This is a genomic window from Klebsiella sp. X1-16S-Nf21 (genome assembly GCF_002837615.1).
GTDB lineage: Bacteria > Pseudomonadota > Gammaproteobacteria > Enterobacterales > Enterobacteriaceae > Klebsiella > Klebsiella variicola.
Window position 1 is genome coordinate 39,588 of sequence record NZ_PJDK01000017.1, and the last position, 14,829, is coordinate 54,416.

At 57.6% G+C, this 14,829-nt stretch carries 12 protein-coding genes and 4 tRNA genes; 5 read left to right on the forward strand and 11 right to left on the reverse strand.

The features are described 5' to 3' along the window. Positions 1 to 31: 31 nt before the first annotated feature. Positions 32 to 235 (reverse strand): LPS translocon maturation chaperone LptM, encoded by a 204-nt coding sequence (gene lptM / locus CW267_RS10215; protein WP_004886794.1) that lies wholly within the window; start codon positions 233 to 235, stop codon positions 32 to 34. Between the two features lie 138 nt (positions 236 to 373). Between lptM and cyaY the strand changes: the two genes are divergently transcribed. Beyond that, positions 374 to 694 (forward strand): iron donor protein CyaY, encoded by a 321-nt coding sequence (gene cyaY / locus CW267_RS10220; protein ID WP_002883389.1) that lies wholly within the window; start codon positions 374 to 376, stop codon positions 692 to 694. Between the two features lie 133 nt (positions 695 to 827). On the opposite strand, the gene cyaA is transcribed toward cyaY, so the two are convergent. Continuing rightward, positions 828 to 3,380 carry a class I adenylate cyclase gene (gene cyaA / locus CW267_RS10225; RefSeq protein WP_002883383.1) on the reverse strand — a complete coding sequence of 851 codons (2,553 nt, stop codon included), beginning with the start codon at positions 3,378 to 3,380 and terminating at the stop codon, positions 828 to 830. Between the two features lie 357 nt (positions 3,381 to 3,737). Here cyaA and hemC point away from each other — a divergent pair, with 357 nt between their 5' ends. Genes hemC through hemY form a run of 4 tightly spaced genes read left to right on the forward strand, consistent with a single transcriptional unit; the run spans position 3,738 to position 7,819 of the window. After that, the gene (gene hemC / locus CW267_RS10230) at positions 3,738 to 4,679 is read left to right on the forward strand and encodes a hydroxymethylbilane synthase (RefSeq protein ID WP_100781523.1); all 942 of its coding nucleotides are present in this window, start codon (positions 3,738 to 3,740) and stop codon (positions 4,677 to 4,679) included. Then, on the forward strand, positions 4,676 to 5,416 hold the full coding sequence (gene hemD, locus CW267_RS10235; RefSeq protein WP_008807954.1) for a uroporphyrinogen-III synthase: 741 nt from the start codon (positions 4,676 to 4,678) through the stop codon (positions 5,414 to 5,416). The genes hemC and hemD overlap by 4 nt, the downstream gene beginning before the upstream one ends. 21 nt (positions 5,417 to 5,437) lie before the next feature. Next, the gene (gene hemX, locus CW267_RS10240; protein WP_008807955.1) at positions 5,438 to 6,619 is read left to right on the forward strand and encodes a uroporphyrinogen-III C-methyltransferase; all 1,182 of its coding nucleotides are present in this window, start codon (positions 5,438 to 5,440) and stop codon (positions 6,617 to 6,619) included. Between the two features lie 3 nt (positions 6,620 to 6,622). Then, complete coding sequence (gene hemY, locus CW267_RS10245) at positions 6,623 to 7,819, forward strand: protoheme IX biogenesis protein HemY (protein ID WP_008807956.1); 1,197 nt, start codon at positions 6,623 to 6,625, stop codon at positions 7,817 to 7,819. A 461-nt stretch (positions 7,820 to 8,280) separates the two neighbouring features. Here the strand turns inward: hemY and CW267_RS10250 are convergent. The 9 genes from CW267_RS10250 to wzxE all read right to left on the reverse strand — a co-directional run bounded on the left by CW267_RS10250 (position 8,281) and on the right by wzxE (position 14,829). Further along, positions 8,281 to 8,357, reverse strand: a tRNA-Pro gene (locus CW267_RS10250). 42 nt (positions 8,358 to 8,399) lie between these two features. Continuing rightward, positions 8,400 to 8,486: transfer RNA gene (locus tag CW267_RS10255), tRNA-Leu, on the reverse strand. A 23-nt stretch (positions 8,487 to 8,509) separates the two neighbouring features. Next, a tRNA-His gene (locus CW267_RS10260) sits at positions 8,510 to 8,585 on the reverse strand. Between the two features lie 55 nt (positions 8,586 to 8,640). After that, positions 8,641 to 8,717, reverse strand: a tRNA-Arg gene (locus tag CW267_RS10265). 102 nt (positions 8,718 to 8,819) lie between these two features. After that, complete coding sequence (gene thrP, locus CW267_RS10270) at positions 8,820 to 10,205, reverse strand: bifunctional threonine/serine APC transporter ThrP (RefSeq protein ID WP_012969196.1); 1,386 nt, start codon at positions 10,203 to 10,205, stop codon at positions 8,820 to 8,822. 205 nt (positions 10,206 to 10,410) lie between these two features. Then, a complete protein-coding gene (gene wecG, locus CW267_RS10275; RefSeq protein WP_012969197.1) occupies positions 10,411 to 11,151 on the reverse strand; it encodes a lipopolysaccharide N-acetylmannosaminouronosyltransferase in 741 nt (246 codons plus the stop codon). 11 nt (positions 11,152 to 11,162) lie between these two features. Beyond that, positions 11,163 to 12,509, reverse strand: a complete 1,347-nt coding sequence (gene wzyE, locus CW267_RS10280; RefSeq protein ID WP_004886822.1) for an ECA oligosaccharide polymerase — start codon at positions 12,507 to 12,509, stop codon at positions 11,163 to 11,165. Then, complete coding sequence (locus tag CW267_RS10285) at positions 12,506 to 13,582, reverse strand: TDP-N-acetylfucosamine:lipid II N-acetylfucosaminyltransferase (RefSeq protein WP_100781524.1); 1,077 nt, start codon at positions 13,580 to 13,582, stop codon at positions 12,506 to 12,508. The genes wzyE and CW267_RS10285 overlap by 4 nt, the downstream gene beginning before the upstream one ends. After that, entirely contained in the window at positions 13,579 to 14,829 is a 1,251-nt protein-coding gene (gene wzxE, locus CW267_RS10290; protein ID WP_008807961.1) for a lipid III flippase WzxE, read from the reverse strand. The genes CW267_RS10285 and wzxE overlap by 4 nt, the downstream gene beginning before the upstream one ends.

The following is a 14,829-nucleotide window of genomic DNA, read 5'->3' on the forward strand; positions in this document are numbered from 1 at the left end:
TACTCCAGTTGCGCGGAACAGAACGTTATCGTTAGTAATTGACCTGGCTCGGACCACCGGTATCGCCACGATCGTTACGATCCGGCGTTGAGCTCTGAATGCCAGGGTTAACCGGTTTGGTCGGCGGCGGCGCGGTTTTGTCCGCCGGCGGGAAATAGAGAGGCCCTTTCAGACCGCAGCCGGTCAGGCTGAAGATCGCAAACAAAACGGCAAGCGTAGGAAAAACGTTTTTCATTGATAGTTGCCCGTGATTCATTCTTTCTGCTTTCTATCATCGCAGGAGAAGACGTAAAAGCAAGCCTTTAGCATCCGACTGCGCGCGCTTTTGTTTCGCGCTATACTGCCGCCATCTTCAAAAAAGCAGGATAGAACCATGAACGACAGTGAATTCCATCGCCTGGCGGATAGCCTGTGGATGACCATCGAAGAACGCCTGGACGACTGGGACGGCGATAGCGACATCGACTGTGAAATCAACGGCGGCGTGCTGACCATCAGCTTTGAAAACGGCAGCAAAATCATTATTAACCGTCAGGAGCCGCTGCACCAGGTGTGGCTGGCCACCAAACAGGGCGGCTACCATTTTGATCTCAAAGGCGACGAGTGGATCTGCGATCGCAGCGGCGAGACCTTCTGGGATTTGCTGGAGCAGGCGGCGAGCCAGCAGGCCGGTGAGACGGTGAAATTCCGTTAATGACGTGTTTCCCAGATGGCGGCGCATCGCGCCTTATCCGGGCTACCCGACGACTTAGAACCGTAGCCCTGCTAAGCGCAGCGCCAGCAGGGAAGATCTCCGGATAGCGGCTCACGCCTTATCCGGGCCAAATCTACGAGTAGCGCTGCTGCAGCACCGGCGAAGCGGTAACGTCCTGGCTGGTGGGTATCGCGGCGGCAATCGCCTGGGTGCGGAAGGGGATCACCTGGGTGCGCCCGTCTACCTCGACAATCTGATAGAACTGCGGCAGGTTGAAGTTGATAAAGCTGGAGCCGTAGGTGAAACGATCGTGCGATGACGAATAGAAGCGGCTGACGTCGCGCACCAGCTCCTCTTTACTGCCCTCGCAGTGATGATAGACCTCGGCGCGGTTGCTCTCATCAAGAATATAGATGTTAAAGCCGCTGTCGTTGTTATCCGCATCTTCAAAGAAGAACTGAATAATCCCTTCGCTGGCGAAGCCATCCACCACCGCCGGCAGCTTAACGTGATTGGTTTCCACCTGCACCGACAACCCGTGAAGCTTGTTGTGCGAGATAGCGCCGTAGAACTCAATGGCGTTTTCCAGCTTCTGCACCGAAACGTTAAGACGCTCGAAGAACAGCCCCCACGTCTGGCCGGAGACGCGCAGCGCTTTGAAGCGCCCGGTATCCTGGCGGGTACTGGAGAGACGCAGTTCGATGCATTCGGAGATCATCTGCTGCACGCGGGTGCGGATCAGGCCGCGCAGGTGCTGGCTATAGCAGAACACCTCCACGCTGTCCGGCGGCGCGGCGTCCTGATGCATTTTGCCGAGGATCGTCTTCAGCGCTTCGATCATCGCCTGCTCGCCGTTAAAGTGCAGCGTACGCACTTCGTTCCACGAGTTGCGATACAGCAGGTCGACGCTGCCGATCAGACATTTTTGCTCTTCACCGAAGCTGAAAACATCCAGTTTACGGAAGTCGAAGTGCACCACCTGATTGCGGAAGGCCGCGGTCGGGTCATATTCGAGGTTGACGATAATCGCCAGATGGCGGATTTCGCACGGGCTGTACAGCGCTTTTGGCGTCGGCGCCGGCAGGCGCAGCGGGAAGTGGTGCGACACGTCGGCCACCATCTCCTGCAGCTTCGCCAGATCGACGATGCCGTTGCCCTTAATAAACAGGCGGGTGCGTGAGGTCAGCAGGCCGTTAAACCAGGCCCAGGCCACCAGCTTATTAAGATAACGGTTATATTCCAGCGGCTGATGGCTGATGATCGATTCCATATCCGGCGCGCGGTTATACAGATACCAACCGGTACGGTTGGCACGGCCCGGCGGCACGTGGATAAAGGTCAGGTTCGGTTCCGACAGATCCGGCGAAATTTGCGGGTTCACCAGCGTGACTTTCCCCGGCAGCGCTTCAAAGGCCGCATACAGCTTACGGGTCAGCACGCCAATATCCTGAGGGCTGGCGGAGACGCTAAGGTTATTGCGCCGCGCGAAGCGGATCAGATTACGATAGCTCTGCATCATGGCGTCGAGCAGTTCGTTGTGCGCCTTGCGCACTTCATCAATTTTCCAGTTGGCGCGGTTGTCGAGCATCATCAGACGCTTTTCGTCCCAGCCCCAGGCATTCACCAACTGGCTGACGACTTCGCGACGCCAGCCGACGCAGGCGCGTTCGCGGCTGAGTTTTTCACAGACTTTCAGGTAGAAGCAGCGGCGCACCAGGTCGAGGCGGGTTTCATCTTCGATGGCCTGCAGATAGGTAGTCACGCGCTCCAGCATCATGCAGTACGGGTCGAGGCCGAAGGAGACAATCTCGCCGTCGTGCAGACGCTGTTTGATATCTTTCGCTAACAGGCGGTTATTGGGGTATTCCCAGGAGTAGGCTTCCAGCAACAGCGTTTTCAGCACCGCTTTATAGGGGGAGTCGATACTTTTATACAGCTGCCACAGGCTGGCGCCGAAGTACTCTTCCGCCGACAGCGAACTGAGGCCGCCGAGATCGAGCCATTCGTTAGGCGTCAGTACGCCCTGAGCATACAGCCCCATGACGTAATCATCGTAATGCTCTTCTTCATCGCACGGCACCATATTCCACAGAATACGCTTGCCGGCGAGACGCACCGCGGTGCGATAGAACTCATCGAGCAACAGGATATGCTGAGTCGAACCGCAGTCTTCGCCGCCGAGACTGCCGCTTTCATTATGACGGAAGCGGTTTTCGTCGATCAGGAAGAAGCTGACTTCCACGCCGAGCGAGGCCGCCCAGCTCTCAAGCAGGCTGCATTTTCGCTGCAGCAGCTGGCGCTCTTCGCTATCCAGCCAGGCCTGGTGACATACCCAGATATCCAGATCGGAAGAACAGCTTTGACCAACGGAGGAAGTACTGCCCATCGAGTAGACGCCGGTGATCGGCAGCTCGCCTTTCGGCGGCTCCTGGGTCTGCATGCCGCGATGCAGCTCTAGTTCTTCAAGATAGTGGCGTTGGGTTTCATCAGGCGTGTAGAGGCAAATGCCACGGGGAACGTTACCGTCAAGGTAACCCGGCATCAGCGGGTGATGATAATGTAGTAACGTTGGCAGTAGACTGTAAACCTGCTGGAAAGCGGGTCCCATGGCAGCAAGCGCGCGATCCACGCGCAATTGGTTGATGGCATCCAGTCTCTGTTTCAGTGTCTCAATATAGAGGTACAAGACATATCGCCTGATGTTCAAAAACCCGAAGTACAATAGTACGGAGGATTTCAGTATTTCAACAAAAACCGTCACCATTCGTCGTCGGTGTGGTTGTGATGAGCAGCGGACGGACAAATGGTTTAAAACGTGATCAATTTAACACCTTGCTCATTGACCGTAAAGAAAGATGCGCTACATACAAGTGTAGCACCGTTTATTACCTGTAAATTCCTCACTACGCCTCCGGCAACCGCCACGCGCATGAAAGGTTAAAAAAGAGAAGGCCGGGGCCATCTCCCACATAAACCGTGAAAACTAACATCCGTAAGACAACAATGTTAGGATGGATAGTGGTCGACAATGACGGTAACAAGCATGTTAGACAAAGTTTTGAAAATTGCCACACGGCAAAGCCCGCTTGCGCTATGGCAGGCGCAGTATGTTAAAGCGCGCCTGGAACAAGCGCATCCAGGACTGAACGTCGAGCTGGTGCCGATGGTTACGCGCGGTGATGTCATCCTTGATACGCCCCTGGCAAAGGTGGGCGGCAAGGGCTTATTTGTGAAAGAGTTAGAGCTCGCCATGCTCGAAGGGCGGGCCGATATCGCCGTCCATTCGATGAAAGATGTCCCGGTGGAATTCCCGGAGGGCCTGGGGTTGGTCACCATCTGCGAGCGCGACGATCCGCGCGACGCGTTTGTTTCCAATCACTATGCCTCAATTGACGAACTGCTGGCCGGCAGCGTCGTTGGCACGTCAAGTTTACGCCGTCAGTGCCAGCTGGCCGCCACCCGTCCAGACCTGGTGATCCGCTCTCTGCGCGGTAACGTCGGTACCCGGCTGAGTAAACTGGATAACGGTGAGTATGACGCCATTATCCTTGCCGCCGCCGGGTTGAAGCGCCTGAAACTGGAAGCGCGTATTCGCCAGCCGCTGTCGCCGGAGCAATCCCTGCCGGCCGTCGGCCAGGGCGCGGTGGGTATCGAATGCCGTCTTGACGATGCATGGACCCAGGCGCTGTTAGCGCCCCTCAACCATGCGGAAACCGCAGTACGCGTGCGCGCCGAACGGGCGATGAACACCCGCCTCGAAGGCGGTTGTCAGGTGCCAATTGGCAGCTATGCGGAACTCGTCAACGGCGAACTGTGGTTGCGGGCGCTGGTTGGCGCCCCGGATGGTTCGCAGATGGTACGCGGCGAACGGCGCGGGCCAGCAGAGCAGGCCGAAGCGCTCGGCATCTCGCTGGCGGAAGAGCTCCTGGATAACGGCGCCCGCGACATTCTCGCGGCAGTTTATGATGGAGAAGCCCCACGATGAGCATCCTGGTCACTCGTCCACTCCCGCAAGGGGAAGCGCTGGTCAGCCGTCTGCGGGCCATGGGACGCGTGGCCTGGAGCTTTCCGCTGATAGAATTTACGCCTGGCCGGGAGCTTCCCGTGCTGGGCGACCATCTTGCCCATCTGGGGTCCGACGACCTGCTGTTTGCGCTATCCCAGCATGCGGTGGAATTCGCCCATGCCCGTCTGCAGCAGCAAGGCCTGCCCTGGCCCACTTCTCCGCACTATTTTGCCATTGGTCGAACGACGGCGCTGGCCCTGCATACGGTCAGCGGGCAGCACATCCGTTACCCGTTAGATCGGGAAATTAGCGAAGTCTTGCTACAATTACCTGAATTACAAAACATTGCCGGGAAAAATGCGCTGATCCTACGCGGCAATGGTGGGCGGGAACTCTTAGGCGCCACGCTGGCTGAACGCGGCGCCAGGGTCACATTTTGTGAATGTTATCAACGTAGTGCAAAACATTACGATGGCGCAGAAGAAGCGATGCGCTGGCAGTCTCGCGGGGTCACCACGCTGGTGGTCACCAGCGGTGAGATGCTGCAGCAGCTGTGGTCGCTCATACCGCAATGGTATCGCGAACAGTGGCTCCTGCACTGCCGCCTTGTCGTTGTCAGCGAACGTCTGGCCCTTCAGGCCCGGGAACTGGGCTGGCAGGAGATTCAGGTTGCCGATAACGCTGACAACGATGCGCTGCTACGCGCATTACAATAACTCTCAACATTGGAAGCCATAATGACGGAACAACAAAATCAATCCGCCGTGGTTGAAGAGACCAGGGAGGCCGTGGAAACCACACCACAGCCAGAGAACAACGATAAGAAGAAGGCGGGTAACAAAACCAGCCTGGCGCTCAGCGCGATCGCTATCGCCATTGCGATAGCCGCTGGCATCGGCCTGTATGGCCTGAACAAACAGCAGGCCACGCGGCAAAACGCAACCACCTCTGAATTATCAGGCCAGCTTGCGGCACTGCAAAAAGCGCAGGAGAGCCAAAAGAGCGAACTGGAAGGCATTATCAAACAGCAGGCCGACCAGCTGAGTCAGGCCAAACACGAGCAGGAAACCCTGACCAAACAGCTTGATGAGTTGCAGCAGAAAGTCGCCGTGATTTCGGGCAGCGATGCCAAAACCTGGCTGCTGGCCCAGGCCGATTTCCTCGTCAAGCTGGCGGGACGTAAGCTGTGGAGCGATCAGGATGTCACCACCGCCGCCGCGCTGCTAAAAAGCGCCGACGCCAGCCTCGCCGACATGAATGACCCCAGCCTGATCGGCGCCCGCCGGGCCATCACCGACGACATCGCCACCCTCTCCGCGGTAAGCCAGGTGGACTACGACGGTATGATCCTCAAGGTGAATCAGTTGGCGAACCAAATCGACAACCTGCGGCTGGCCGATAATAACGATGACGATTCGCCGATGGACTCTGATAGCGACGAGCTTTCCAGCTCTATCAGCGAATGGCGCGTCAATCTGCAGAAAAGCTGGCAGAACTTTATGGACAGCTTTATCACCGTGCGCCGCCGCGATGAAACCGCGGTCCCGCTGCTGGCGCCGAATCAGGATATCTATCTGCGGGAAAATATTCGCTCTCGCCTGCTGGTCGCCGCGCAGGCAGTGCCGCGCCATCAGGAAGAGACCTGGAAACAGTCGCTGGATAACGTCTCGACCTGGGTACGCGCCTATTACGATACTGATGACGCCACCACCAAAGCCTTCCTCGACGAGGTGGATAAGCTCAGTCAGCAAAGCATTACCATGACGGTGCCGGAAACGCTGCAGAGCCAGGCGTTGCTGGAAAAACTGATGCAGACCCGGGTGCGCAACCTGATGGCGCAGCCTGCCGTTACCGCGGGCGGCGCGCCCTCACCAGCCCCTGCTGCACCGGCCGCCCCTGCTGCGCCGCAAGGAGAGTAACGCATGCTGAAAATTCTTCTACTCTTCGCGCTGTTGATCGCCGGGATCGTGCTTGGCCCGATGATCGCCGGGCATCAGGGCTACGTCCTGATCCAGACCGATAATTACAATATCGAGACCAGCGTCACCGGGCTGGTGATCATTCTGATCCTCGCCATGGTGGTGCTGTTCGCCATCGAATGGCTGCTGCGCCGCATTTTCCGCACCGGAGCGCATACGCGCGGCTGGTTTGTCGGCCGTAAACGCCGTCGCGCGCGTAAGCAAACCGAGCAGGCGCTACTCAAGCTGGCGGAAGGTGATTACCAGCAGGTTGAGAAGCTGATGGCGAAAAACGCCGATCACGCCGAACAGCCGGTGGTGAACTATCTGCTGGCGGCGGAAGCGGCCCAGCAGCGCGGCGATGAAGCGCGGGCCAACCAGCATCTGGAGCGCGCCACCGAGCTGGCGGGCGATGACCTGATCCCGGTGGAAATCACCCGCGTTCGCCTGCAGCTGGCACGTAATGAAAATCACGCCGCGCGCCATGGCATCGATAAGCTGCTGGAAATTACTCCGCGTCATCCTGAAGTGCTGCGCCTCGCCGAACAGGCATACACCCGCACCGGCGCCTGGCAGTCGCTGCTGGACATCATTCCGTCGATGGCGAAAGCTAACGTCGGCGATGAAGAGCACCGCGCTGCGCTGGAACAGCTGGCCTGGGTTGGCCTGATGGATAAAGCGCTGGCCGACGGCGGCAGCGAAGGGTTGCGCGAATGGTGGCGCAACCAGAGCCGTAAAACACGGGCGCTGGTGCCGCTGCAGGTGGCAATGGCCGAGCGCCTCATCGAGAGCGACGATCACGATACCGCGCAGCAAATTATCATTGATGGTCTGAAGAAACAGTATGATGACCGTCTGGTGATGCCGATCCCGCGTCTGAAGACCAATAACCCGGAACAGCTGGAGAAAGTGCTGCGCCAGCAGATCAAAGCCGTTGGCGACCGTCCGCTGCTGTGGAGTACCCTGGGCCAGTCGCTGATGCGGCACGGCGAATGGCAGGAGGCCAGCATCGCCTTCCGCGCCGCGCTTAAGCAGCGTCCGGATGCCTTTGATTACGCCTGGCTGGCGGATGCCCTGGATCGCCTGCATCAGCCGGAAGAAGCCGCCGCTATGCGCCGCGATGGGCTGCTGCTGACGCTGCAGAATAATCCTCAGCCGTAACCTGCCATGGCTATCGCCTCCTGCGGGGCGATAGCCCTTCTCCCCCGCCTTCGCGTTGACGGATCCCTGAAAGAAAAAAACGCCTGCGCTGAAATCAGGGCAGGCGTTAAAACAGGTCTGTTTGACAACAAATTGGGTGCTTCACTCAACGTAATGTCCATGGTGTTTGATGAGGCATAAATGCGACATCTGTCAGTGGACGATAAGCACCGTAAGAACGGCTCTGCATCATTCCGGAGTTTATGAGGCACGAAGGCGAACATAAGAGATGGAATGAGCATCTACCCGGTTATTATCGCACAGGATCCGGGGAAATTGCATCTACCACAGTGATGAATTGAGAGTTTTCCTGACGCGTATTCTCAAGCAGAGAGGCGTTTTTTTATCAGCAAGATCAGGGGAATAAATAATGGCGGGCAGCGACAGAAAACAAAAAACCCCGCCGAAGCGGGGTTCAAAATTGGTCGGCGAGAGAGGATTCGAACCTCCGACCCACTGGTCCCAAACCAGTTGCGCTACCAAGCTGCGCTACTCGCCGAAATACTGCTTTTTGAATTTTTAGTTCAATTCGTTAAAGTCGTGGTGCGAGGGGGGGGACTTGAACCCCCACGTCCGTAAGAACACTAACACCTGAAGCTAGCGCGTCTACCAATTCCGCCACCTTCGCAAATTCACAACTCTATCAAATAATGGGGTGGCTAATGGGATTCGAACCCACGACAACTGGAATCACAATCCAGGGCTCTACCAACTGAGCTATAGCCACCACTGCAAACCTTTTACGCGGTATTAAAACCACCGCAGCTCCAGCACCGGGTTAATGGTGCGCCCGACAGGATTCGAACCTGAGACCTCTGCCTCCGGAGGGCAGCGCTCTATCCAGCTGAGCTACGGGCGCTTAGCGCCGTTGCGGGGTCGGATAATACGGACTTCCTACCCCGCTGTCTAGTGCCTTTTAAAAGAAAATTATCGTTTGCTCATGCTTTGTTCGTTTTGACGGTTATTCAGCCGTATTATTGACTTGCCCCTGTCTTCCGAGGCCAAACACCTTATAAATCAGGGTGACGGCGGCCAGGAAAATAATGCCGACAAACAGCGACATCCGGGTTTCATCATTCAGACCCATCCCTACCAGCACACAGATCAGGAAGGCCATGGTGAAATAGTTGGCCCACGGAAACAGCAGCGAACGGAACGGATGGCTGGCGATTGCCGCCCGATGCACGCGACGGAAACGCAGCTGGCTAATCAGGATCACAAACCATGGCACCATCCCTGGCAACACGCTGGCGCTGTAGACATAGACAAACACCCGCTGCGGATTAGGAATGATGTAATTCAGGCAGGAGCCCACCAGCAGGATCAGAATCGACAGCGCCACGCCGACGGCCGGAACGCCGTTGCGCGATACCTTACCGATCGCCGCCGGCAGTTGGCGGTTCTTCGCCAGGGCGTACAGCATACGTCCACAGCTGTACATTCCGCTGTTGCAGCCGGAAAGCGCCGCCGTCAGCACCACGAAGTTGATAATTCCCGCCGCCGCGGTAATCCCGATTTTGGCAAACGTCAGTACGAACGGGCTGCCGTTGGAGCCGATTTGATCCCACGGGAAGATGGTGACGATAACGAAAATCGCGCCCACGTAGAAAATCAGGATCCGCCACAGCACTTTGCCCACCGCGCTGCGCAGGGTCACCTGCGGATTTTTCGCTTCACCTGCGGTAATGCCGATGAGCTCCACCCCCTGATAGGACGCGACCACGATACACAGCGCCGTCAGGAAGCCCTTCCAGCCGCCGGCGAAGAAACCGCCATGTTCGGTGAGATTACCAAAACCAATGGAGTGGCCGCCGTTGCCAAAGCCGAAGAAAATGACGCCCAGCCCGACGACGATCATCACGATAATGGTGGTGACTTTAATCATGGCGAACCAGAACTCGATTTCACCGTACAGCCGGACCGCCGCCAGGTTCGCCAGCGCCACCAGCCCCACGGCAATTAACGCTGGGATCCACTGCGCCATCTCCGGGAACCAGAACTGCACATAGACCCCGATGGCGGTAATCTCCGAGATCCCCACCGCCATCCACATAAACCAGTAGGACCACGCGGTCAGGTAGCCGAAGAAGGGGCTCATATAGCGATGCGCATACACCGCGAAGGAGCCAGTGACAGGCTCAAGGAACAGCATTTCGCCCATTGAGCGCATAATGAAAAAGACGAACAGGCCAGCGATAATGTACGCCAGCAGCACGGAAGGCCCGGCCCATTTCAACGTACTGGCCGCCCCCATAAACAACCCCACGCCAATCGTCCCGCCAAGGGCGATCAGTTCAATATGCCGGGCCTCCAGTCCACGCTGGAGCTCCGCTTTTTTCTCAGTCATATATCCTCTTGTGTTTGCCGTATTCCGGGTACTCCCGGTTATTGTTATTAACTGAAACCATAGCCTTGCCGACGCGCAGGTCTCCCCCGCGCGTATGAAGCCTGCGAATGGTTAATTAATTTTGCGGAAATGGCAAATAAAGTATCAGGCGAGTGAAGAGATTACACAGAATATGTATGCAAACTCGCCTGGTTGCAGTGGAATATCAGAGCTTGCCGGTATAATGCCAACGTAAATAGCGCAGCAGACGGAACTGTCTCTTGATGCGGCTCGGCTGCAAAAGCAGGCGATAGAACCACTCCAGCCCCAGATCCTGCCAGAACTTCGGCGCCCGATGGACGTGCCCAGTGAAGACATCGTAAGTGCCGCCGACGCCCATATACAGCGCGTGCGGATACAGGCGCCGGCAGTCGCGCATGAAGATCTCCTGGCGCGGCGACCCCATCGCGACGGTGACGATTTTCGCCCCGCTGTCGCGAATGCGTTCGAACAATGCCTGGCGCTGCTCAGGGGTAAAATAACCGTCCTGGCTGCCGACGATGTTCACCTGCCAGCGCTGACGCAGCCTGGACTCCGTTTGCGTCAGGACCTCAGGTTTACCACCAACCAAAAACACCGGTGTCCCTTCAGCGCCAGCGCGCTGCATTAACGCTTCCCAGAGATCGGCCCCGGCGACGCGGGATACCTGGGCCTGCGGGTATTTTTTGCGCAGCGAACGCACCACGCTGATGCCATCCGCATATTTAAACTCTGCCGCCTCAATCAGCGCCCGTACCTCCGGGTTATCTTCTACGGCCAGCATTTTCTCAGCATTAATGGCCACCAGCGTCCCCTCCCGGAGCGCGCCGTCGGCATACAAATAATCCAGAGCGTGCTGCATATCGCGCCAGCCTATGAGCTGCAGCCCTCTTAACAGGTACAACGGCGCGGAAATGGTCCCAGTCATGTCTATCCTTCTCAGACTTGCGGTTGCGAAAGCGGTTTTACGCGCTTATGAATCAGTCCCACGCTATCCAGGAACCAGTACAGCAATTTCGCCGCCAGCAAGCAGATACCAAAGATCACGAGGAAAAACACCACGCGGGAGCCGAACGAATCCAGACCCTCGCGCGCCAGCACTATCATGTTGAAGATAGCGCCGAAACAGAAACTGTGCAGGATAGCCGCTTTGTAACGATTGCTCTCCCGGTTGCCCAGCTCATACAGCCAGTCGAACCATTTAATAATCAACCCTACCGCCACTGCGCCCAGCGGCACAAACCAGACGCCGCCCATCACCACCAGCGAGCCAATCAGCGTCGGCGAAATCGCCAGCCCCGAATGGTTGTTTAACACCTCCCAGGTGAAGTAGTTGGCGGTATTGAGCACCATCGTCGGACGACCGTGCCACATCCAGCTGGGGATGAAGACGTAGAAATCGCGGATCATCGGCGCCAGCCCCTGGAAATCGATCTTGTCGTAGTTCTGCAGCAGCAGCGCCAGGTTTTCCCACGGTGAGAAGGTGTCGCGCGTGAGATACAGGAAGGTATAAAACGCTTCATCGCCGCTGACGTTCATCCCGTAGCGCTTCAGCGCCAGCCAGAACATGCCGACAATACCCAGCACGCCCGCCGCCGCCAGCATCCACAAGCTGATCCAGCCGCGAATAATACCGATGAACAGAAAGATGGCGAAGGCGATGATGATATTGGCGCGGGTCCCGCCGACAATGGCGTAGGTCAGCAAACCAAAGGCCACGGTGCTGACGAGGAAGAAGATCCACGCCTTATAATCCTGGCGCAGAAAATAAACCACCAGCATCGCCGGAATAAAGAAGTAAAAGAAGCGCTTCAACGCCACGCCGGACACTTCAGCAGAAAAAATCTGGCTGTAGGAGTTGAGCTTAAACAGCAGAAAGCCGTTGTGAGCGAAGAAGATGCCGACGCACAGCAGCGCCAGCCCCATCAGTATGCCCCACGCCAGATGGGTTTCCACCCGGTTCATGGTAAACAGCGGGCGATGCGCAACCTCGCGCGAGGCCGGGCGCAACCGCGTTTTATAGGTCACGTAGTAGATCGCGTAGAAGCATACCGCGATCAGCAGCGTCTGCAGCAAAATCTCCGGCGGCGCTACGCTGACGTCAAAGCGGAACACCAGAATACTGGTCAGCGGGAAGCCGAAGAAAAAGGTCAGCAGAAACAGCAACGAGAAAAAGACGTTGAAGTTGAAGCGTACCCGGCGGAACTCAAACCAGGTGGCGGTGGCGATAAACAGGGTCGACAGCAGCCAGACCACCAGCAGCCCGCTAAATTGCATTAACGTCATGCCTGCCCCTCCGCCGCTAACCGTAGCGCCCGCTGCCAGCCCGTCAGATAGTTCGGCCGGAAGAAGGCGATAGTAGATTTATCCACGCTCGCCAGCTGACGCTGCGCTTCACGCACCACGCTGACGTCCAGCGCGTCGCTGGTGAACAGCACCGGCACATGCTGCTCGGTCATATCCTGCCAGAACGGGTTTTCCCGATTGAGCACGCAGGGGATGCCCGCCTGAATCAGCAGGCACAGGGTGCCGATCCCCTGCTGGCGGGCAAACAGAAAATAGCCCAGATCGCAGCGGCGCAGCAGCGCCAGATAATCATTAAATTCAAGCTTCTCGCTGAGGATCTGCAGATGCGCATGGCTAAACAGCGCCGCCCCCGCCTCGCGAACCTCGTTGATATAGGCGTCGTTATTCGCCGGATAACCCATCGGCACGATGACATTCACCGTATCGCCAAACTGCTGATGGATAGCCTTCAGCGCGGCAATATGTTCATTGCTGCGATCCCCGGAGTTGCCGACCAGAATAGTCAGGGTATCACCGCGCGGGGCGTTATCGGCCAGGGTATTCAGCGCCGGATCCATACGGGTCGGGAAGTAGAGCAGCTCACCCGGCACACGCGGATGGCGGTTAGCGAACCAGCTGAGATCGCCGCGGGTGGCGAAAACGCGCCCTACTCGCCCCTGCGCCATGCGGCGTAGCGGATAGAACAGGCGAAACTTCAGGCTGGCAGAGTTTTCATACAGATCTGCCCCCCAGATATGCCAGTTAAACTGTGACGGGCGGATGCCGCCGCTCAACAGCGCCAGCCACAGCCCGGTATTAAACTGGCCGTGGAAGAAAAAGCGCTGCTGGCGGTTGGCTTTCGCGGTGGCAATCACTGCCTGCGCCAGCGCTTTCTTTCCTGGATAGCAGGTGATGTCCAGTGCCGGATATCCATCACGCACGCTGGCCTCATCACCGACGACCAAAAACTTCCGCGCCTGCGGGTCGGCGGCCAGTTCGTCGTTAAAGAACCGCAGTACGGTCTGGTTATGGTGCGGGATATCCGATCCCAGTACATGTATCAGTGCTGTCATGCCCGTTTACGCCAGAGTAAAAACACGCCACTACAGAGGGCGAAATAAACAATATACGTGGCCATATACGCCTGCGCCGCGCCAATTGCGCCGTGCGCCGGAATAAGCCAGTGTGAGAATGCGGTCAGCAGCGTGAACTGGCTGATTTCCGTCAGAATATAAAAACGTAGCGACGCTTTGGCGATCACCAGATAGCCGTAGACATAGGCGCCGACTTTTAAGACGTCGCCCACCAGCTGCCAGGCGAACAGGTCACGCATCGCGGTAAAGCGATCGGAAAACAGCAGCCAGATGGCAAAATCGCGCAGTAGCCAGACCGTCAGGCTTGCCGCCGCCACCGCCGGCAGAACGAATTTCAGCGATTTGGCAATCTCGCGGGTGATATCCGTTTTGGCGCTCAGCCGCGACAGCGTCGGCAGCAGATAGACGCTAAACGAGGCGGTAATAAACTGCAGGTAAGCATCGGAAATGCTGCTCACCCCCTGCCAAATCCCGACCGCCTCCCAGCCGTAATGCGCCGCCAGCAGATTACGCATCATCACATAGGCCACCGGCAGCGTCACCGAGGTTATGAGCGCCATCAGGGTAAATTTCGATAGCTGTCCCGCCAGACTGTTATCCCAGCGCGGGCGCAGGGCGCTCAGCGGTATATTACCCCGCCGCCAGAGCATGATGCCCGCCGGGATCACCACCAGCGCCGGCACTAACGCCAACCCCAACAGCGCCCCCTGGTAACCCCCGAAGTAGTAACAGGCATAATAGGCCGCGACGCCAATCAGGCTCCCGGCAATCAGCGAGAAAGCGTTACCCGCCGCATCGCGAAAGCCTTTCATCAGCGCCAGCAGGAAGTTCGCCCAGGCGATCCCCATCTGCACCAGCGCCACCAGGCGTACCAGCCCCTGATAGTGCGTATGGCCGAACAGCCCCTGGCTTATCGGCGCCGCCGCCAGTAAAAACACCAGCGCCAGCAGCGTGGAAAAGCCTAGCACCATAGCCGACGAGGTACCCACCACCTGTTTCAGACGTGGGGGATCGTCGTGATGCTGAGCCACCAGCTTCGTGACGCCGTTAAATATCCCGGCACCCGCCAGCACGCCGAGCACGGTGACCAGCTGCCGGAAGTTACCGGCCTGGCCAACGCCCGCCGGCCCAAACGAGACGGCCAGCAGCTTGACGACCAGCAGACCGGCGCCGATTTTGACCAGCGTCGATGCCGCCGTCCACAGTGAGGCTTTTGCTAACGACAT